Source organism: Paenibacillus sp. PL91 (assembly GCF_012935325.2).
Lineage (GTDB): Bacteria > Bacillota > Bacilli > Paenibacillales > Paenibacillaceae > Pristimantibacillus.
Genome location: NZ_JABBYG020000033.1, coordinates 1 through 19,474, shown reverse-complemented (window position 1 = coordinate 19,474; position 19,474 = coordinate 1). Strand labels below are relative to the sequence as shown.

The 19,474-nt window shown below is 48.1% G+C and carries 16 protein-coding genes and 1 riboswitch; of the genes, 4 read left to right on the top strand and 12 right to left on the bottom strand.

Translation table 11 applies throughout. The features are described from left to right. Positions 1 to 53: 53 nt before the first annotated feature. Positions 54 to 2,327, top strand: a complete 2,274-nt coding sequence (locus HI950_RS33855) for a helix-turn-helix domain-containing protein (RefSeq protein ID WP_169087122.1) — start codon at positions 54 to 56, stop codon at positions 2,325 to 2,327. 30 nt (positions 2,328 to 2,357) lie between these two features. Here HI950_RS33855 and HI950_RS33850 read toward each other — a convergent pair whose 3' ends face one another. After that, a complete protein-coding gene (locus tag HI950_RS33850; RefSeq protein ID WP_169087120.1) occupies positions 2,358 to 3,314 on the bottom strand; it encodes a helix-turn-helix transcriptional regulator in 957 nt (318 codons plus the stop codon). Between the two features lie 128 nt (positions 3,315 to 3,442). Between HI950_RS33850 and HI950_RS33845 the strand changes: the two genes are divergently transcribed. Beyond that, entirely contained in the window at positions 3,443 to 4,327 is an 885-nt protein-coding gene (locus HI950_RS33845; RefSeq protein WP_169087118.1) for an SDR family oxidoreductase, read from the top strand. A 7-nt stretch (positions 4,328 to 4,334) separates the two neighbouring features. Here HI950_RS33845 and HI950_RS33840 read toward each other — a convergent pair whose 3' ends face one another. The 10 genes from HI950_RS33840 to HI950_RS33795 all read right to left on the bottom strand — a co-directional run bounded on the left by HI950_RS33840 (position 4,335) and on the right by HI950_RS33795 (position 16,730). Continuing rightward, positions 4,335 to 5,204 carry an SDR family oxidoreductase gene (locus tag HI950_RS33840; protein ID WP_169087116.1) on the bottom strand — a complete coding sequence of 290 codons (870 nt, stop codon included), beginning with the start codon at positions 5,202 to 5,204 and terminating at the stop codon, positions 4,335 to 4,337. Between the two features lie 7 nt (positions 5,205 to 5,211). After that, positions 5,212 to 6,021, bottom strand: coding sequence for an adenosylmethionine decarboxylase (speD, locus tag HI950_RS33835; RefSeq protein ID WP_187768212.1), 810 nt, complete (start codon positions 6,019 to 6,021; stop codon positions 5,212 to 5,214). 130 nt (positions 6,022 to 6,151) lie between these two features. Then, the gene (locus HI950_RS33830) at positions 6,152 to 6,433 is read right to left on the bottom strand and encodes a hypothetical protein (RefSeq protein ID WP_169087112.1); all 282 of its coding nucleotides are present in this window, start codon (positions 6,431 to 6,433) and stop codon (positions 6,152 to 6,154) included. A gap of 45 nt (positions 6,434 to 6,478) precedes the next feature. Then, positions 6,479 to 9,385 carry an EAL domain-containing protein gene (locus HI950_RS33825; RefSeq protein ID WP_169087110.1) on the bottom strand — a complete coding sequence of 969 codons (2,907 nt, stop codon included), beginning with the start codon at positions 9,383 to 9,385 and terminating at the stop codon, positions 6,479 to 6,481. An 83-nt stretch (positions 9,386 to 9,468) separates the two neighbouring features. Beyond that, positions 9,469 to 9,554: riboswitch (cyclic di-GMP riboswitch) on the bottom strand. Between the two features lie 130 nt (positions 9,555 to 9,684). Beyond that, positions 9,685 to 10,467, bottom strand: coding sequence for a nucleotidyltransferase domain-containing protein (locus tag HI950_RS33820; protein WP_169087108.1), 783 nt, complete (start codon positions 10,465 to 10,467; stop codon positions 9,685 to 9,687). Between the two features lie 262 nt (positions 10,468 to 10,729). After that, the gene (locus HI950_RS33815; RefSeq protein ID WP_169087106.1) at positions 10,730 to 12,148 is read right to left on the bottom strand and encodes an RtcB family protein; all 1,419 of its coding nucleotides are present in this window, start codon (positions 12,146 to 12,148) and stop codon (positions 10,730 to 10,732) included. 329 nt (positions 12,149 to 12,477) lie between these two features. Next, positions 12,478 to 13,962: a nicotinate phosphoribosyltransferase gene (locus HI950_RS33810; protein WP_169087104.1), complete on the bottom strand. Its 1,485-nt coding sequence runs from the start codon at positions 13,960 to 13,962 to the stop codon at positions 12,478 to 12,480. A gap of 1 nt (position 13,963) precedes the next feature. Beyond that, positions 13,964 to 14,773 carry a ribose-phosphate pyrophosphokinase gene (locus HI950_RS33805; protein WP_169087102.1) on the bottom strand — a complete coding sequence of 270 codons (810 nt, stop codon included), beginning with the start codon at positions 14,771 to 14,773 and terminating at the stop codon, positions 13,964 to 13,966. A 23-nt stretch (positions 14,774 to 14,796) separates the two neighbouring features. Then, entirely contained in the window at positions 14,797 to 15,561 is a 765-nt protein-coding gene (locus tag HI950_RS33800; protein WP_169087100.1) for an NUDIX domain-containing protein, read from the bottom strand. Positions 15,562 to 15,725: 164 nt separating this feature from the next. Then, a complete protein-coding gene (locus HI950_RS33795; protein WP_169087098.1) occupies positions 15,726 to 16,730 on the bottom strand; it encodes a Gfo/Idh/MocA family protein in 1,005 nt (334 codons plus the stop codon). Positions 16,731 to 16,926: 196 nt separating this feature from the next. Between HI950_RS33795 and HI950_RS33790 the strand changes: the two genes are divergently transcribed. Together HI950_RS33790 and HI950_RS33785 are read left to right on the top strand one after the other, a co-directional pair. After that, positions 16,927 to 17,322 carry a GntR family transcriptional regulator gene (locus tag HI950_RS33790; RefSeq protein WP_169087095.1) on the top strand — a complete coding sequence of 132 codons (396 nt, stop codon included), beginning with the start codon at positions 16,927 to 16,929 and terminating at the stop codon, positions 17,320 to 17,322. A gap of 10 nt (positions 17,323 to 17,332) precedes the next feature. Then, entirely contained in the window at positions 17,333 to 18,715 is a 1,383-nt protein-coding gene (locus tag HI950_RS33785) for a DUF5808 domain-containing protein (RefSeq protein WP_169087093.1), read from the top strand. An 11-nt stretch (positions 18,716 to 18,726) separates the two neighbouring features. Here the strand turns inward: HI950_RS33785 and HI950_RS33780 are convergent, their stop codons facing one another. Then, positions 18,727 to 19,320 carry a P-loop nucleotide/nucleoside kinase family protein gene (locus HI950_RS33780; protein ID WP_169087091.1) on the bottom strand — a complete coding sequence of 198 codons (594 nt, stop codon included), beginning with the start codon at positions 19,318 to 19,320 and terminating at the stop codon, positions 18,727 to 18,729. Positions 19,321 to 19,474: the final 154 nt, after the last annotated feature.

The window sequence follows — 19,474 nt, the reverse complement described above, 5'->3', positions numbered from 1 at the left end:
AGGCTGTCCCATACACCATCGCCTTGACCCCATGTTGAAAGGAGCTTAACGCTTTGACACTCCGTCGCTATTTGCCGTCACGCTCACTCTTTGTTACGAGCTTGCTTTGCTTTATTTGTATCATAGTTTTGTTTTCGCTGTTTAACGGACTCAGCTTTACTTTCTTTAAATCAAAGCTGGAACAAGAAATCATCGCATCCAATCGGATGCTGCTGGAGCATACCGCAGAGCGCTACGCCAACCACTTCGCTAGGCTGGAGACGCTTCTCTACAATAGATATAAGAGCAAAGAGGTACAGAGCTTCAACCGACAAATCCGCGTGTTCGGAGAAGCCAATACCGACTACTTAACCGCCAGCAAAATATCAGCAGCACTTCGGCACGAGGCCAATGACCCGCTGTTTTATTTGGAGAGCCTTATCGTTCATTTCGGGGGCAATGCGTTTGCGGTCGATCAAGAAGGAAGCAGCAGCGCGGAGGATATGTTCGAGAGAGCGTATGCAAGCAGCATGTATCCATATCCATTCTGGCAAGAACAGCTGCTGACGGCGAGCTCGCTCACGCTTTTGCCTGCAACGACTTATAAACAATCAATCGAATTGCCTACGGGCAGCACGCTGCTGCCGCTTGTATTCAAGCTGCCTGGCGATCACTATCAAATCATTGCGCTGCTTGACATGGATAAGGCCCAGCATGCGTTTTTCGGTGATTCGCCCAGTCAGTCGCTTGCCATCATCGACGACGATGGACGTTTTTTGTACCCTGCAAAAGGGAACTCGGCGCTTACCGCTATACCGGCATTCAGCAAGGGGCAAAACCATATGCTGAGGGATGGGAAGTACTGGTTTAGAGCTGCCGATTCAAGGGGGCTTACTTACATATCCGCTGTTCCCGCCATTGAAATCACGTCGCAGCTTCGCAAGTGGAACTTGCTTGCCGCTGCTTTAGCAGCTCTCATGCTGCTGATTGGCTTAGGCGCATCCATTCTCTTCAGCAAAAAGCTGGAGCGTCCCGTCAAACAGCTTATCGCTGCTGTCACGAATCGTCGTGCGGATACGATGGATACCGTGCAAAGTCACATTAAAGAATTCACGTTTATTGACCGCAGCATCCAAGAGCTGCTCAAGGAGCGCGAGGAAGTTCAGGCGAAAATGACCAAGCAGCGTTCCATCTTAACGAGCTTCGGTTATATTAGCCAGTTAAAAAATATAAACGAGGATATTGTGGAGTGGGAAGAATTTTTGTCCACGAATGAAAGCTATACGGTAGTGCTGTACGAGCTTCGTTTTCGCAGTCCAGTGCTGGGCGAACTAAACATCAGGCCGGAGCATGCATCACTTGCCATTCGTGAGCATATCCGTCTAATTGCCACTCGGCATTGTCCGGACTCCCATACGTTTCAAATGGAGAAAAATTATATTTTGACAGTAGTAAAAGGCAGCCGCAAGCAGGAAATCGCGGAAATGCTGGGGGAGCTTAAGGAAATGCTTGATCTTAACAAGCATTACTGTCTGGTGACCGTTGCGGTCAGCTCTCGCTTCGAGCATCCTTCCCAGTTCAACTATGCATACGAGCAGGTACAGTCGCTTTCCAAACAAGCCTGCCTCTTGGAAGAAACACAGCTTATTAAAGCGTTCCGCGAAATACCGGATATGGTTCGCTTAACGGCTATGCAGGAGCAGGAGCTTGCAGCTGTCCTTCAAGCCGGGCATGGGGAAGAAGGATACAGACTCCTTGCCTATATGCTGGATGAAATGTACAGCCGAGGAGCAGCAGCGCTCCAATACCAAGCATTCGCCGAGCATGTATATGCTATGGTGGTGTCTCTGCTGGAGCAGCAGCGCATCGATGCCAGCCAGTCATGGTCAATCAAGCCCATTCACTACCGGCTTGCTTCCTGCTGTACGCTTGCAGAATACAAAGAGGTGCTTTACCGGCTTTTGGAGGCATCAGGGGAGCTGGTGAAGGAGAAAAGATCAGACGTTGCCGCCGACCCTATTATCGTACGGGTGATGGAGATCATCGAGACACGATTCGCTGAGGAGCTGTCGCTTGATTATTTGGCCGATAAGCTGAACATGTCGAGCGCCTATCTATCCGCATACATTAAAGAAAAAACAGCTATCAATTTCAGCGAGCATCTGAACAGCCTTAGAGTCGCGAAGGCGAAGGAACTGCTGACGAGCACGACATTAAATATTAATGATGTAAGCCGCCAGGTCGGATACCATAATATTACATCGTTCAATCGAATGTTTAAGAAGGTAACCGGGCTTGCGCCAGGTGAATTCCGCAAGCAGCATGTGCTGGAGAGGCAGACGGGCTAGTCCTCTGATTATCTATGCCTATACCATGATCTACTCTATCCCGTAGAGCGTATTAATCGCTTTTGCCTCCTCCATAACTTTTGCTCGCAGCTCATCAGGCTCAATCGCTGCTATGCGCGAGCCATAGCTCAGAATAATTTCGCACGCGGACGATAGCGTTTGAAATTCAACCTCTGCCGTTAGCCAGCCCTGCTGCTCGGATGGCCTGCTCTCGATTACTTTCACATATCGCTCCTTGGACATGCGAGCTAGTACCGTTTCGAGCAGCCTTACTGTCGCGGGATATTGCGGCAGCCGCTGCTTGAACTCGCCCATTGACTGCTCCCAGTAGCTCGCCAAATCGAAATCAGACGGCCGCTCAAACCTCTCCTCCAGCACATCGGCCCCCAAAAGCCGCGAGATGCGGTAAGTCCGCATTTCTCCATTCACCTCAGCGACCAAGTACCATACGCTGCGCTTGGCAACGAGACCTAACGGATGAACGATTCGCTCAACATCGCCATCCTCCCGCTGGTAGCGCAGCCGCAATAGACGCTCCTCCCACACGGCTTCCTGCGCAGCGGACAAGTACGGCATCGACTCCTGCATCTGATGCCATCCCGCTCCATCGATATGAATCTTTTGCCTGGCGAGTGCCGCGCCCCTGCTCACATCCGCAGGAGAAGCCGCGAGCAGCTTCTGCACGGCGGCATCATACTGCCCGGCAATACCTAGATCGCCAAGCAAAGCAGAGTGGCTGGCGATGAGCACAGATACAAGCTCATCGGTATGCATCCCGGTCAGATTCGTCCGATAACCCTCGGACAAAACCCAGCCGCCGTGCAGCCCCCTCTCCGCATAAACCGGAACGCCCGCCTCGCTTAGCGATTCCATGTCCCGAATAATCGTTCGCTCGGACACCTCCAGCTTTTCCGCCAGTGCCTTGGACGTCATTTTTCCATTGTTCTGCATCAGCAATACGATAGCGATCAGCCGTCCCGCTCTCATGCCACCAGCCTCCTTAGCCTTTCAAGCTCTTTATTTCATCATAGCATGAATATATGACAGTAGCTGTCGTATATCGTTTGCTAAACTGACAAAGAGTAACCTACAGAACGAAGAATGGAGAGATTCGGGTGAAACCATTACAAGGGAAAATAGCGGTCGTTGCGGGGGCCACACGCGGAGCAGGCCGAGGTATCGCAGCAAGCCTTGGGGAAGCGGGAGCGACGGTATATTGCACAGGAAGAAGCATTCGCGGCCAAGCCTCTGACCTGAACAGGGCGGAAACTATAGAAGAAACAGCAGAGCTTGTCACAGCACGCGGTGGTGTAGGCATTCCGGTCAAGGTTGATCACACGGTAGAAGCGGAAGTACAAGCGTTATTCGAACGAATCAACATGGAACAGAACGGCCAACTTGATGTGCTAGTCAATAACATTTGGGGCGGAGAGAAATTGACGGAATGGGGAAAGCCGTTTTGGGAGCATTCGCTCAGCAAGGGGCTGTTAATGCAGGAGCGCGCGGTGAAGGCGCATCTTATCACGAGTCATTACGGGACGCCACTGATGGTAAAGAGGAGGAAGGGTCTCATCATTGAAGTAACTGATGGGATCGATTACCGCTATCGCGGAAGCTTATTTTATAGTTTAGCCAAAATATCACCGATCCATCTTGCCACAGCTATGGCAGCCGACCTGAAGCCGTTTGAGGTTTGCGCTATTGCGGTAACGCCCGGCTTTCTTCGCTCGGAGGAGATGCTGGACCATTTTGGCGTGACGGAGGACAACTGGTTTGATGCGGTGCAAGGCGGCAAGCCAGATGCCGAGCATTTCAGCCAATCGGAAACGCCGTATTTCGTCGGCCGCGGAATCGCAGCGCTTGCAGCAAGCAAGGGCCTTTTAGAGAAATCAGGACAAGTATTCCCAAGCTGGCAGCTGTCCGATGAGTTCAACATCGTGGATGTTGACGGCAGACAGCCGCACTGGGGAAATTACGCGAAGCAGCATGGCTTCCTATAATTAAAAATTATCCGTTTACGACTTCTCCGCCATTGATATGCAGCATTTGGCCGGACATAAAGCTGGAATCATCGCAAGCCAAGTAGACGTACGCAGCGGCTAGCTCATGAGGCTGGCCCGGGCGCTTCATTGGCGTATCTGAGCCAAACGTCGCCACGGACTGCTCATCGAACGTTGCAGGAATAAGCGGCGTCCAGATCGGTCCGGGGGCGACGCCATTTACCCGAATGCCCTGCTGTGCCAAATTTACCGAGAGCGCTCGAGTAAACGAGACGATGGCGCCTTTGGTAGCCGAATAATCGATTAACAACGGATTGCCGCGGTAAGCAGTGATCGAAGCCGTGTTGATAATCGCGCTGGATGACTTCAAATGTGGCAATGCGACGATTGTAAGATAGAACATGCTGAATACATTCGTTCGAAATGTCGATATAAGCTGGTCGGATGTAATATCCTCGAGCTTCTGCTGAACATGCTGCTCGGCTGCATTATTTACCAGAATATCAAGCTTGCCGAACTCGCTTATCGTCTGTTCAATCACGCTTTTGCAAAACGCCTCATCGCCGACGTCGCCGGAAATGAGCAAGCATTTGGCTCCTGCTTTCTCGGCAATTTCCTTCGTCTTCTTCGCATCCTCATGCTCGTTCAAATAAACGATGGCAATATCGGCGCCTTCCTTCGCGTAGGCAATGGAAACTGCGCGTCCGATACCGCTGTCTCCTCCGGTAATAATAGCAGTCTTGCCCTTTAGCTTCCCTGCCGCTCTATATGAGTCAGACTCATAGACTGGCAGCGGGTTCATTTCAGATTCAATGCCCGGCTGGCGATTTTGGTGCTGGGGCGGGTTAATTGGTTTTTGGGACGCGGAATTTGGCATAAGAAAATCAGCTCCTTATATTTTTTCCATAAAAGATTTCGTCCATTTCGGTCTTCAGTCTTCTCGTTATTTCCTCTTGTTCCTTGGTTGACAGCGAGTCCTTCGTGTAGCCGAACAAATAATTGTTCAAATCAAATTGCTTCAGCTTACACTTGGTATGAAACACATTCTCTTGATAAATATTAACGTCGATCATGTCATACAAAAGGCATTCTTCCTTCGGTATGTAATTTTGAATCGAATTAATGTCATGATCAATAAACAGCTTATGGCCGTTAATATCGCGCGTAAAGCCGCGTACACGGTAATCAAGCGTCATAATATCGGTATCAAAAGAATGTATTAAGTAATTCAGCGCTTTCAGAGGCGAGATCTCGCCGCAGGTAGACACATCGATGTCAGCCCGAAAGGTGCTGATTCCTTCATTCGGATGATACTCCGGATACGTATGAACCGTTATATGGCTTTTATCCAAATGCATGACAACTGAATCAGGCAGCGGGCCAGGAGATTCCTCAAACGATTCATTTGGCCCTCCAACTATAGGACCTTCGGATACGAGCAAGGTTACACTAGCGCCCTGCGGCTCATAGTCCTGCTTGGCAATGTTAAGCACATGCGCACCGATAATCTCTGATACCGTGTTTAAAATTTTCGTCAGCCTATCCGAATTGTATTGCTCGTCAATATAGGCAATATACGCTTCCCGTTCTTCTCTCGTTCGCGTATAGCACACGTCATACATATTAAAGCTGAGCGACTTCGTTAAGTTATTGAAGCCGTGCAATTGAATTCGCTGTTCCGGCGTTAGCTTCAAAGCGCACATCCCCTTTCTTCATAACTACTATTTCCTTTTACCCAAAGAGCAATCCGACAAAACCGCAATATGCAATAAAAAAAGCATTTCACGCTCGGTTTTAACCGAATGCAAAATGCTTTTGTCCTATCTATCCTTGTTCAGAAACTGGCTTTACGCCCTTGATCTCCAGACCAAATGCCAATGCCCGCTTCAGCGAATCCTCGGTAAATTTCGATTTCGGATATTTTTTCTCCACTTCCTCTTTCGTAAGCGGGATCCATCTGAAATCCTTGTTTTGGTAGACGTACTTCTTCATGCCCCAATCAACATGAATCGTTCTGCTGGCTACCTTCGTTACCTTGCCGATCTCCGTTACCAGGTTCGAGGAACCAAATGTTTTGACGCAAAATTTGTTTACGATATCGTTCATGCACTTCTCCTCCGATCCTTATCCGCTAACAACGTATTTCATTTATTAATTAAGCTTTTTCAATTCCTTTATTCGGAGTATAGGGTCGCCCACGTATACTTGTGTTTGGGGCAAAACGCCGTCGCGCTGCTTAATAGCAAGCAAATTAAGCGCATTGACGAGCTCTTCATGCTCCTTCTCTTTCATTTGAAATTGTACGCCGTATTCATAAATATCATTGTCCAGTTCATTGTACCAGACTATAAACCCATATAGCACGTACATTTGATTAACAATCTGGGTTTTGAACATCAAGAGTATATCGCTGTTAACGGGCAGCTTAACGCCAACCATAAAGCGGAGACCGCCAGGGCCGATATTTCTAATCAGCACCTCTGTACTGCCCAGCCGAACGCTTCTGCCCTTAAACATCGTAATCGTCATCTCGGCTATTAGGCAGTGCTTAAGCTCAATTCGAAAGTATTGCCTGCGATTTCGGACCGGCTCCACGCTGCTTCTGGGCGAGATCGGCCCCATAAACGTTTTTTTGCGGAGCAGCTGTACGATGCTGTCCGGCTCCACAGGACGGCTAAAATAATAACCTTGGATCTCATCGCAGCGCTGCTCCCGCAAATAGCTGAACTGCTCCTTGGTCTCTACACCCTCTGCAACCACTTGCATCTTTAGCTCTCCGGCAAGCCGAATAATACACTCGATGATGCTCTTATTGCTCGGCTCCGTCATCATTTCCTCAACAAAGGATCGATCGATTTTTATCGTGTCCAGCGCTAAACGCTTTAATAAGTAGAGAGAGGAGTATCCTGTGCCAAAATCATCAAGCGATACTTTAATCCTTCTCTTCCTCAGCTCGAGCAGCAGCTCTGTTACGACTTTCTCATTGCTAATGAAGGAGCTCTCTGTTATTTCGATCTCCAATCGATCTGGAGACAGGCCTGTCTCTGAGACAATTTGATCAATCGTCTCCAATATATTTTGCTTCAGCAGCTGCTGAACCGAGAAATTAACCGACATCGTAATTGGAGGCAGGCTCATGCCCTGCCAGCGCTTGCTTTGCAAGCATGCTTCGCGCAGCACCCATTCGCCTATCGGTACGATAAGCCCTGTCTCTTCCGCGATCGGAATAAATTCCGCCGGAGACACCAAGCCCCAATCCGGATGGTTCCATCGCAGCAGGGCTTCAACGCCAACAATCTCCATCGTCTGCGCATGGACACGGGGCATATAATCTAAAAAGAACTCCCCTTTTTCCATCGCTTTTCGCAGATCGTTGCTCAGTGAGAACAATTTAAAGGTTTTTACATTTAACGATGAGGAGTAGTATTGGGACTGGTCTCGTCCTTTGGATTTGGCATGATAGAGGGCAGCATCCGCATTTTTCATCAAAGATTCCACCGTGCTTCCGTCGTCCGGTGATTGACTGATCCCGATGCTTGCTGTTACGTTCAGCTCAAAGCCATCGATAATAAATTGCTCTTTAACGAGCTTAATAATATGATCCGCAACATCCGTCACATCGCTCTGCTGCTGCACATTTGGGATTATGATCGAAAATTCGTCTCCGCCAATTCGGTAAGCGACTTGCGACTCGCTAAAATTGCTTTTCAGCCTGATGGCAATTTTCTTCAGCAGCGAATCGCCAATAGGATGCCCGAGTGTATCATTTACATATTTGAACCGATCCAAATCAATAAGCAGAACCGCAAGCCTTTGTCCAAAAAATTCGCTTATTTTAAGCTGTGTTTCAAGCTGCTCCTCGAACTTCCTCCGGTTGGGCATCGCCGTTAAGTAATCGTGGTAAGCCAAATACTCATTTAATTCCTGCGCCTTATTTCTCTCCGTAATATCTAAGACGGTGCCGATGAAGGCTTTCTCCCCCATATGGGAAACTTGATTGACATGCACCTCGCAATGAATGATCGTTCCATCCCGTTTGATAGCCCGATGAAAAAAATTAGGAAGCATCTCTCCTTCCTTCAGCTGCATGACCTGACTGACGATCGAATCACGATCCTCGATATGCAGCGTTTTTTCAACTTCCATTCCAATTAGCGATTCGTATCCAAGCATTTTATCAAGCTGCTTATTCGTATAAACAAAGGTTTTCCGCTGTGCGACAAAAATGCCAACGAGAGACTGTTCAATAATGCTGCTGAATTTTAATTCCGTTTCCGTAAGCGATTGCTCTATCTTCTTTTCCTGCGTAATATCCTTTGCTATGCCATATATTCCGACAATCTCATTATTGATGATCATCGGAATGTTGGTCACATTGACATCGATCTTTTGCCCGCTCTTCGTAATCCACCTCGTATTATAGTTCTGAGACGTCAGAGTTCTGACCGTTTCCTCAAAAAAATGAATCGTACCCTCCAAGCTCTTCTTATCCACTAGGTGGTGAAAGCTGCCTTGCATAATTTCGTCTCTCGCATAACCAAACATTTGCTCCAGTGCAGAATTGCATGACAAAAAATGGCCGTTAACGTCAAATGAAAAGACCGCATCCGGATTATTTTCAAATATCGCTTTGTAATGCAGCTCTTCCACAATTAATCGCTGCTTCAACAATTTATTTTCCGTGACGTCCTGAATCGTGCCAACTGTTTTCGTTACTTCCTTGTCCTCGCCGAGAATAAATGAAATATGCTCGACTACATATCTTATTTCCCCACTAGGGCGAATAATGCGGTACTCGCTAAAAATCTCTTTTTTTAATTCTACCGATTCATAGAACTGCCGCTCCACTCGCTCGCGATCCTCGGCATGGATAAGCTCAAAAAATTTGTCCTGCTTCACCGGTAAACCTGTGCTCATCCCATATATATCAAACATCTGATTCGACCATGACGCTTGTTGCCGAACATGATCGAATTCCCAGTATCCTAAATTAGCAATTTGCTGAACAAGGTCAAAACTATTGACGTTGCCGTTAAAAAGCTTAATATTTTTTTCCATTCCGTAAAATCCTTCCCTCTTCATAGCTTATGCGGTAACCTGTAGTTTGAGGAAGAGGATATAAGTATAGTATCTCTCATCCCTTTGGCAACCCAGCCACCTTTGGAAAATACCTTTAGGCCTGTTGGCTTTGCGTCATTGTCTTTCGACAACTTTGCTCTTTACTAGGACTTTTTACTTACATGATTATTTCATACAATTCCGATATATACCATATGTAATTTCAGAAAATAAGTCGAAATATGTAAAAAAACCTCCCTTGTAGGGAGGTCGAATACAGGAAACTATAAATTAAACCCTTAACCCCATACCTCATTTAAAGCGCTGCGGAACAGGTCATCAAGCTGCTCATCACGCGCCGCCTTGCCATCCGCAAGCGCCATAGCCGTTCGTTCGAAATAGGCGATACGATTCTCCAAATAATCATTGATTGGATGCAGCCTTGGCTCTAAATCCAACTCCTCCCCCGCCTTCTTCCGCCGCAGCAATTGCTCAATCGTCGCGTGCAGCTCGCTTCCCTCAGGTATAAGAACCTCTACCAAACGATCAAACTCGATCGGGGGCATCGTATGGTAGGTTTCAATCCATTCGCATGCTAAAATCGGTCTCAGCACGTAAAAGTATTTTTTAATTTTTACTTGCTCGCCCTGCAGATACTCTCTATAGTTGCCCTTTGCCATATTGAGATAATGATACATACATGATTTTGGCGAAAAGGCTAACGGAGAAATGCTGCGAATTTGTTCTGCCACCGTGTATTTCGTGTAGTAAGGAATCGGCGATTGCAGCCATTCCAAAAGCGGCGGATTCGATTTGCGGAACAGATTTAGCGCCTTGCGCAAATCCCAGCCGTTAATATCGAGCAAATTGCTGATGGGCCGCTCAATGACATCCCGTTTGTCAAAAATCGATAAGTACCATTCCACTGGCCTGACGTAGAGGAATCGAACGTCATAATCGCTGTCCTTTGACGGAAATCCCCACGCCCGGCTTCCCGATTCGCAGGCATAAAGAATGCGCACCTGCTCTTCGCGCTCGATCCGGTCAAGCTCCTCGAAAATATCAGCTCGTATATTAGTCATTCAAATTGCTCCCTTCTTAAGCTTTAAATTAAAAAGACCATGGACATAATCGTCCATGGTTTGGGATGATGAGTAGATCGCGATGCGGCTAACGTAAAGCCCGCACACGTCTCCCTTCAACTGCCATACAAATGGGTCCGATGAGAAAAGAAATGATATTCGTTTTTAAAGCAATAAGAGTTGATTATCTCGTTCCCATTTAATGGATGATTTTCTAGTTGATTGTTTAGCATTCTCCTCGGACCCCCTCAATACCTTTTTGTTAAGTTCCTTTTACAGCGGCAAGCGGCTTGCACTTCGCAACAACCTGCGCAAGCCCGGCGCTTACGACGCTCTCAATAATTTGATCGACATCCTTGTACGCCTGCGGCGATTCATCGACCAGCGATTCCATAGAGCGCTGATTCACGACAATTTCATCATCGGTCCCTACACGCATCGCAGCGGCTACCTCTTCTACGGACACCAGCTGCTTCGTCGCGTTGCGTGAGCGAATGCGCCCAGCCCCATGACAGATGGAATAATGATTGGCCTTCCCTTCCGGGCTGCCGACCATGATGTACGAGGCCGTTCCCATCGAGCCGGGTATGAGCGCAGGATGTCCCGTGCCGCGGTAAGGCTCCGGATTATCCGGATGCCCCGCCGGGAGCGCTCTTGTCGCACCTTTGCGATGAACAAAGTACGCATGCCCCTCCTGCTCTTCCTCCCACGCATAGTTGTGCATGAGATCATACAACGTCCTTAGCTCGAATTTCGAGCCGAACACATCCTTGCCCGCCTCGCGGACTGCATAAGCGATCAAATGACGGTTCACGACAGCATAGTTGAGCGCGGAGTACATGAGATTGACATAGGTTTGCCCCAGCGGGTGGGACAACGGCGCATAAAGCAGTTTAGGATCAGCGGTGCCGATTCCTTCTTGACGCATCATTTTGGCCATATCCGTTCCACAGTATTGACTGACCGCTCCGCCCCAAGCCCGTGAGCCGGAATGAATCATAATGACGACCTGGCCGTCGTATAATCCCCACGCTTCCGCGATTTCCCGATTTTCCTCGGCAATTTCTATCGCTTGAATCTCAACAAAATGATTGCCTCCCCCAAGCGTGCCAAGCTGGCGATGCGCGCGATGCCATATAACTTCCGGGAATTTATCCAGCACCTCTTCGTCAAAATAAAATCGGCTGCTCTCCACGTGTGTCAAGGAGGTTGCTTTACGCGGCGTGTAGGCATCGGGAATATATTTTTTCGGCAAGCCATGCAGACCCTTCTTCACGATATGCTCCAGCCTAATATCTGAGAAATGCCCTCTTGCATGCTCCTCCACTGGCAAATACTTTTCAATCGCTCTAACCAGCTTTCGGCGCAGCTTAACCTCCTTCAAATCATCCTTATGGAGATTCGTAAGCTGTACACGCATCCCGCAGCCAATATCGCTGCCTACGATCGAGGGAGACACGAAGCCGTCGCTCGCGTTCCATACGGCAGTTGTACCGATGCAGGTGCCCACACCAACATGAACGTCCGGCGTATAGCTCATATAGACTTGATTCGGAATTTGCAAATTGTTGTTCGCCATTTCAAACACTTTATAATCCAAGGACGCGAATAGCTCCGGTCCTGCATAAACATGCACCTGTCCCGAGGGCAGTTGAACACGCTGGTAATACGTTTCTTTCATAACGGTAAAAACTCCTTATATTCAAATGAACACAAAAAAGCCATGGACCTTAAAAATGTCCATGGCTTTGCTAGCGCCTTTGTTTCCTAAACCTTGCTAGCCTTCAGCATGCAAAATTTTAGAAAACAGTCACAGGCCCCGCTGAGGCCGATGAAATGGACTTGCTATATAATGCTGCGTTAAATGCTGAATTTTGTTCGTACATGTTCATCGGCCTCCTTTCATTTGATTTACATCATAATACGCTCGTCACCCAGCATCTGTCAACCTTTTTAGAAATTTTCCAATAAGGCATCAATCGTTCCGCGCGACGCAATCACACGAATATTTTATAATTGACCTAATAAGTTCGAACGTACCTCTGCTAGTGTATGATCCCGAACCAGCTTCCCATCCGCAAACACCACTTCAAGCTGATCTTCATCCGCACGCGCCTCGTATTGCGCAGCACTTAGATTATCCATAAAGCTAAGCTTACCATCCTGCTCCGTCACGAGCACTAAACCTGTTTGCGATTTTTTCACGCCGTTATCGGTTTTTGGATCTTTATAAATTTTGCGCTCCTCGCCATTCACAATCGTAAAGGTCGATTTTAAAGCGAAGCCGAACGTATCACGGGTATTGTATTGGTACGTAAACGAGCCGATGCCATACACCATATTCGTCGAAGCGAAGCCTTTGCGCTCCAGCCTCTCGCAAATTTCGCGGCAGCGCGAAATCGTAATCGCATCGCCGTATATTGCGCCAATGTGGCTGTCGAGCTGCTTGTAGCCCTTCTCCGTAACCGTCCCGCCAAAAATATCCCACAGTATTTCAATAACGCCTTTACGCTCGAACTCGCTCCCTCCGTCCGGGTCGCCGCAAATGATCTTAACCGGATCGCCGCTGTCTGGCCGTATGACCACCTTGCCGTCCCTGCTCATAATGTCTTCCTTCAAGCCGCGGATAACGATATCCAGTACGCTCCACAAATCCCAAGTATCCGATACGATCGATACGAAGCCGCTTGGATACACCTCTTTAATTAAATAACGGTACGAAGCCATTTCGTCTCGGCCATGCGCGCACATGACGCTGTGCTCCGTTGCAGGAATCGAAGTGCCGACCAATTCCTTCTCGATATTTGCGTTATAGTAATTTTCCATATATAAAATAGCCGGTATCGTGTCCGTTCCCGTAAACGAGATCAAATGTCCCGCGCTGCTGCCAAGCGCCGATTCCAGTGCGCCCATTCCCCGCATCGAGAAGTCATGTCCTTGGAACGGCACGCCCGACGTATCACCATTTGTTTTGAGCGCGTAGGCCTCTAAGATTTTGCGATATTCAAAAGCCAGCGTAGCGCTCGTAGCCGGCATCCATAGCTGGCACGACATCAACGTCTCCAAATAATTCGTAAGCCAGAAAAATTCCGGCTTCGTATTCTCGATCGTCAGCATCGGCACTCTTATCGGAACGAGGGCGCCTTCTTTGATCGCTTTGATCTTCACCGGTAAATAGCCCAGATCATGCAGCTCCTCAATGTGCGAGGCATCAGGCTCCGCAACCCCAAGCGCATACTGAATAACACGTTTGTACTCCGCTGCGACTTCATCTTTCGTTCTAGCAAAGAAATGCTCGTTAAAATATTCGATCAAATATTGTTTAATAAACGATTGGAAACCAAACGCAACAACCTCGTTAATAGCGTCCAAACGGCTCGTACGTGCGGTCCAGGTCGAGTAGACGAGCTCCGTTCCTTTTGGATACTGATTTTTGTGGCTCACCTTGTAAAAATCACACAACAGCGTAGCTGGATAAACGAATGTTTGAGTCATCTTATAGGCCTCCCATTTCGAATACGTGAATTTTATGATGCTCTGCCTTGCCTAGTATCGTATCGGTCGTATACACCTTATCGATGAGAGCCGAATCCAATATTTTTCCTTTGTATATCGAATTTTCACAATGCCCTACCAGCAAATAAATATGTGTGGCTCCGATTTCCTTCAGCTTCTCCGCGCTAAGCATAAACGTACCGCCATAAGAGCAAAGGTCATCGACGATGATCGCTTTAAAGCCTGCACCGTCTACATTCCCGACTACATCAAGGCTCTTGATCTGTCCCGTCTGGAAGTCTCTCGCTTTAAAGCCTACCAGCTGCTTATATCCCTGAACCTTGCTGTACCGCTTCTGCGCGCCTGCGTCTGGGAAAAATAAGTAGTCCTTCTCAGGATCAAAGCCTACCTCGGCAGCAACCTGCTCCAGCAGCTGGATCGTCGGATACTTTCCGATGCTTCGGTCGATCAGCGCGAGCGATACATCCGAATGCGGCTCGATAATCGTCACGGATTCAAAATTCAAGCTATTGATGAAGCCGGCCGTATATTTTAACGTAAATGCGGACGTACCTTCCACTCGATCCATCCGGCTGTACGGCAAATAATAAATCGTCAGCGTGCTTTTGACTCTCCGATCATCGAGGTAGCTCTTAACGAACATAAGCTTAATGAGATCGCCGTCATCCTCATACTTCCAGATGATCGTATTGAAATCCGCCATATGCGTTAAAATCTCATCTCCGTTCACAAGCGTCTCGCCGTTTGGGAACTGCTTTAAACCAAGCTCCACTCCATTAAACTTCAACATGCCGCCACTCTCCTCATCAGCATCTAGCTATAGATAGACAACCTTGGTTCTTCCTTCGTAAAACGGTACAGCTGAGCCGCTCGCTGCGAATACTGCTTCGACTGCTTCGCCATGCCGTCCCCGTCCGTCGCTTCCTCGATGATCGTGCTGCGGCTCTTCGTCGACGTCAGCTTGCGAATAAAGTTCGGCTCCTCAAAGTCTGGAACGACCGTCTGAATGACCTGGTACAGCTCGCTAAGCGTAAATTCCTCTGGCAAAAACTCCTTCGCAATTGTCGTCGTGAGCATCTTCTTGCGAATCCCTTGCAGCGCGTCGGTCAAAATTTGCTTATGGTCAAAAGCCAGATCCATCTTGAGGGCTTCCTCTACTGTAAACAATTGCACATCCGAGGCATCGACTGCCGCTGCTCTGTTCGCAAGAACCCGCTCATTAACGAGCGCCAGAAACGCATGGGATATGATCCAGCCCCGCGGATCACGGCCGGGCGCGCTGTATACGTTAAAATATTCGATATGAACATCCTCAACTGCCGTCTCCTCCTGCAGCTCACGCCTCGCGCAATCGTATACCGTCTCGTTCTCCTTCGTGAAGCCGCCCGGCAGCGCCCATTTGCCTTCAAACGGCCAAATGTTACGTTGTATCAGCAGTACCTGCAATTCCCTCGTAGGCAAAGCCTTCTTGGCCGACTGCTTCTCCGTTGATACGATCGTAAAGATCACAATATCTGAAGGAGCGCCGTCTGGCGTGCGGTAATGGCTTGCGGAATAATTCGCTTCATGTTCAGCCATCTTTTTTCTCTCCCGATTCGAATGTTGTTTCGATTTGATATTATCATAATGACATTATTAAAAACCGTTGTCAATGTCTTTTACAATAAATAGGTAAATGGTCTTGGCTCGCAGCGAAAAAAAAACGAAGCAGCTGCGCGCCGCTTCGTTTCTCATAGGTGTCTTTATTGGAATGCCGCTGCATCCGCTGGGTATACAAGTCCAATTTGCTTTCGCGCCTCATCCATAATTTCCAGCGTCGTAAGCGAATTTTCAAAAGTATTTACGGTGGACTCTGTACGTCCGGCTTTAATCAGCTCGATAAATTCCTTCGCTTCGTAATACATCGATTTGCTGTTTGTCTGCTGCGAAAGGTCCTCTGCCGATCCATTGCGGTACTGGATTCCAATTTTCCCGGGCTCGCTGATTTTATCAATGACGATGCTTCCGCTTTCCCCTTGGATTTCGGAAGGCAGCGAGGAGTGGGTAATTTTCGAATACATAATAACCGCATCCATGCTTGCATATTGCAGCACGATGCTGCCTTCGCCGTCAACGCCGGATTCCAGCATAACGCCCGTTGCTTTAATCGCGTCTGGCTTGCCGAATAATGCCACAAGCGGATAGATGCAGTAAATGCCAAGATCCATTAGCGCTCCATTCGAGAACACCGGATTAAAGGCGTTAAGCACCGTACCTGCCTTATAAGCATCGTATCTCGAAGAGTATTGGCAGTAGTTTGCAAAATAGCGCCGTACCTCTCCCAGTTTATGTAGATTGTCCTGCACCGCCTTGAAGCTCGGAAGCAGCGTCGACTTCAGCGCCTCCATCAGCAGTACGCCGTTTTCTTTGGCTGCGGCAACCATTTGGCGCAACTCATGCGCGTTCGAAGCGATTGGCTTCTCGCAGAGCACATGTATCCCATGATTCATGCAAGCAATCGCATGTCTAGCGTGGAACGAGTTAGGGCTCGCAATATAGACCGCATCGATCTGTCCGCTAGCCGCCATCTCCTCCAGGTCCGTATAGGAATCAGCAATGCCATGCTTTGCTGCAAAGGCTTCAGCCGTTTCTGATGAGCGCGAATAGACGGCCGAAAGCTTAAAGCCTTCAACCTCGCTTGCCGCATCGATAAATTGCTCTGTAATCCAGTTCGTTCCGATAATGCCAAATCGAATGGTAGTCGTCATTAAAGTCTCTCCTTGAGGTCATTTATTAGATGAAAGATTTAGGCTATTAATAATTGGAAAAGAAAATCCGCTACTGCTTATTATAGCTATTTTAGGGTATGCCTGTCCAAGCAAACTCGTATGGATTTTTGACAACCCGCATGATTTGTATTACTATTTCTAATACAATTAATACTTTGTTAGAAGGGGTGATCCGATGATTATGAAGCTTGATTACAACAGCGGAATACCGATCTACGTCCAGCTCCGCAACCAAATCGTCATCGGAATTGGTGTAGGCGGTCTGGAGTACGGCGAGAAATTGCCAACGGTAAGGCAGCTCGCCGATGATTTGGGCGTTAATGCTATGACGGTGAACAAAGCCTATGCCATTTTGAAAAACGAGGGGTTCATATCCATTGACAGAAGACATGGCGCCAAAGTGTCCACAGTATGGGGCAAGCAAGCCGACTTCATCCAGAAGCTTGAGCGTGAATTAAAGCTTGTCATATCGGAGGCCAGCCTGAAGGGCGTCGGGCAAGAGGAATTTATGCAAATTTGCTCAAACATCTTTACTGACGCAGCCAGCAAACATCATCCCCTGCCAGAATAGGAGTGTTTTCATGAACAATCTTTTTTTGATCATACCAGCCGCAATCGCTTATATCCTCATTATGGTGATATTTCTGAAGCAAGCACAGCCGAGCAACCATATTTTATTCGGCGTTTCGCTTCCTTCGGATGCTCTTGAGGATGCTGCAATTAAGCAGCTTCAGTCCGAATACAAAAAAGCGTACACCATATACGGGCTCATCGCGTTGATTACCTTGACGCCATTCTTCCTGCTTGGCGAATATTTCTCATTAGCCCTTAGCTACATGTTTCTTTGGTTTGCCGCTTTTCTTTATTCGTCGAAGCTTCCCTTTAACAAGATCCATCACAAAGCTGCTGCCCTCAAACGCGAAAAGCAATGGTTTGTCGGAGAAAAACGGATGATCCGCATCGACACCAAAGTATCGCTTTTAAAAAAATCAACGCTTGCTTCCCCCTATTGGTTCATGATTCCCGCTCTTTTATCCGTCGTCCCCATCCTTCTGTCCTTTATTAAATCAGATCCGCTCTTAAAATTGACCGGGTTCGCATCACTTGCGATGACCGTTATTTTATACGCCATATACGCTGCTTTCGGCAATATGAAAACAAAAGAGTATAGCGAAAATCAGGATATTAATGCCGCTATCAACAGCGCAGCAAGGCGCTACTGGTCCATTTTATGGCCTAGCCTCGCTATTTTTGAGAGCATCAACGCTTTTGTCGCTTATACGATTTTGACGCAGGGAAGCTCCATTAGCTTTACGCAATGGATCATTGGCATCATCATGGTGTCGCTGGTTCCGCTCGGCAGCATTTTCTTCGTACATAATAAGGTGCGTGCTTTAGAGGTGAGTCTGGCTGAGACCGATGGCGAGGCTATTCTAAGCGATGATGATGCATATTGGATCAACGGCTCCACCTATTTTAACCCGGATGATAAAGCGGTCATGGTGCCGAAACGTATCGGCATCGGGACAACGGTCAACATGGCCACCCGTGGCGGCAAATGGATTCAATACGGCGGGATTGTGCTTGCCCTTGTTATCATCATTCCGCTGACAGCGTTTGTTGTGCAGTCCGACCATACGTCCCCAGCGTTCACGATTGAAGAGAGCGGCAACGTTTCGATTGAATACCCGCTGTACAATTACAGCTTTGATCTGAGCGCTGTGAAGGGGCTGGCGCTTGAGAACGAGCTCCCTAGCGGCTTCCGAACAAATGGCACGGCAACGGCCGATTATGCCAGAGGCAACTTCTCATTAGAGAAGCTCGGAGCTGCCAAGCTATATGTATTCAAAAACTCACCGCCGTACATTTTCGTCCAGCTGGACGATCTATACGTTATATTTAATGAAAAGGACGCCGCTAAAACAAAAGAGCTCTACGATGAGCTTGCTGCACGCAAGCCTTAACCATCAGCAGGCTAGGAGGAGCCATCGTATACGAACCGCTCCAGCTCTGCCAGCGATTGCTCATCTAGTCCATTTGAGTTGTCAAAATAAAGAACGGAAGACGCTGGAAGATTCCATTTCAGCTCTCTTCTTGCTAACGAGTGGCTAAAGTCGGTCCAGTTGTCCAGCTTGAATTGATCTAATGCTGAGCCTCTCTGAACGATTCGTTCGTAATGGAGCTTATCATTCTGCAGATAGACGAATACAACCTTTACATCAACATCTAATAACGAGGCCCCGATTGCAGCGAGCTCCTGCTCGATCCAATGCGGGGTTTCCGTTTCCTTCGTAAACGGCCCAATTACAAATATATCCCCGCCGATAGCGATGTTCTCAAGCGCAGCATCCATCGTAATCCGGTAGCCTAAATCGCGGCAAAGCGTTTTGTAGGCGATAGAGTCCCGGTCGCTCGGATCAAGACCAGCTTGCGTCATGAGCGCTACTGCAGCCGGTCGCAGCACCGTATCCATATCGAGAATGGCCACGCCTCTCCTCTTCGCTACTGCCTTCGCGAGCGTCGTCTTGCCCGCTCCAGCTCCTCCTACAAAAAATACTAATTTACGCATGGCAACCTCCCTCATCAACCGTATTCTCTTATACATAACAAAAAAACACCTCGCAATGCAAGGTGTTTTGGATGTGTTAATTGGAGCGGAAGACGGGAATCGAACCCGCGACCCTCGCCTTGGCAAGGCGATGCTCTACCGCTGAGCCACTTCC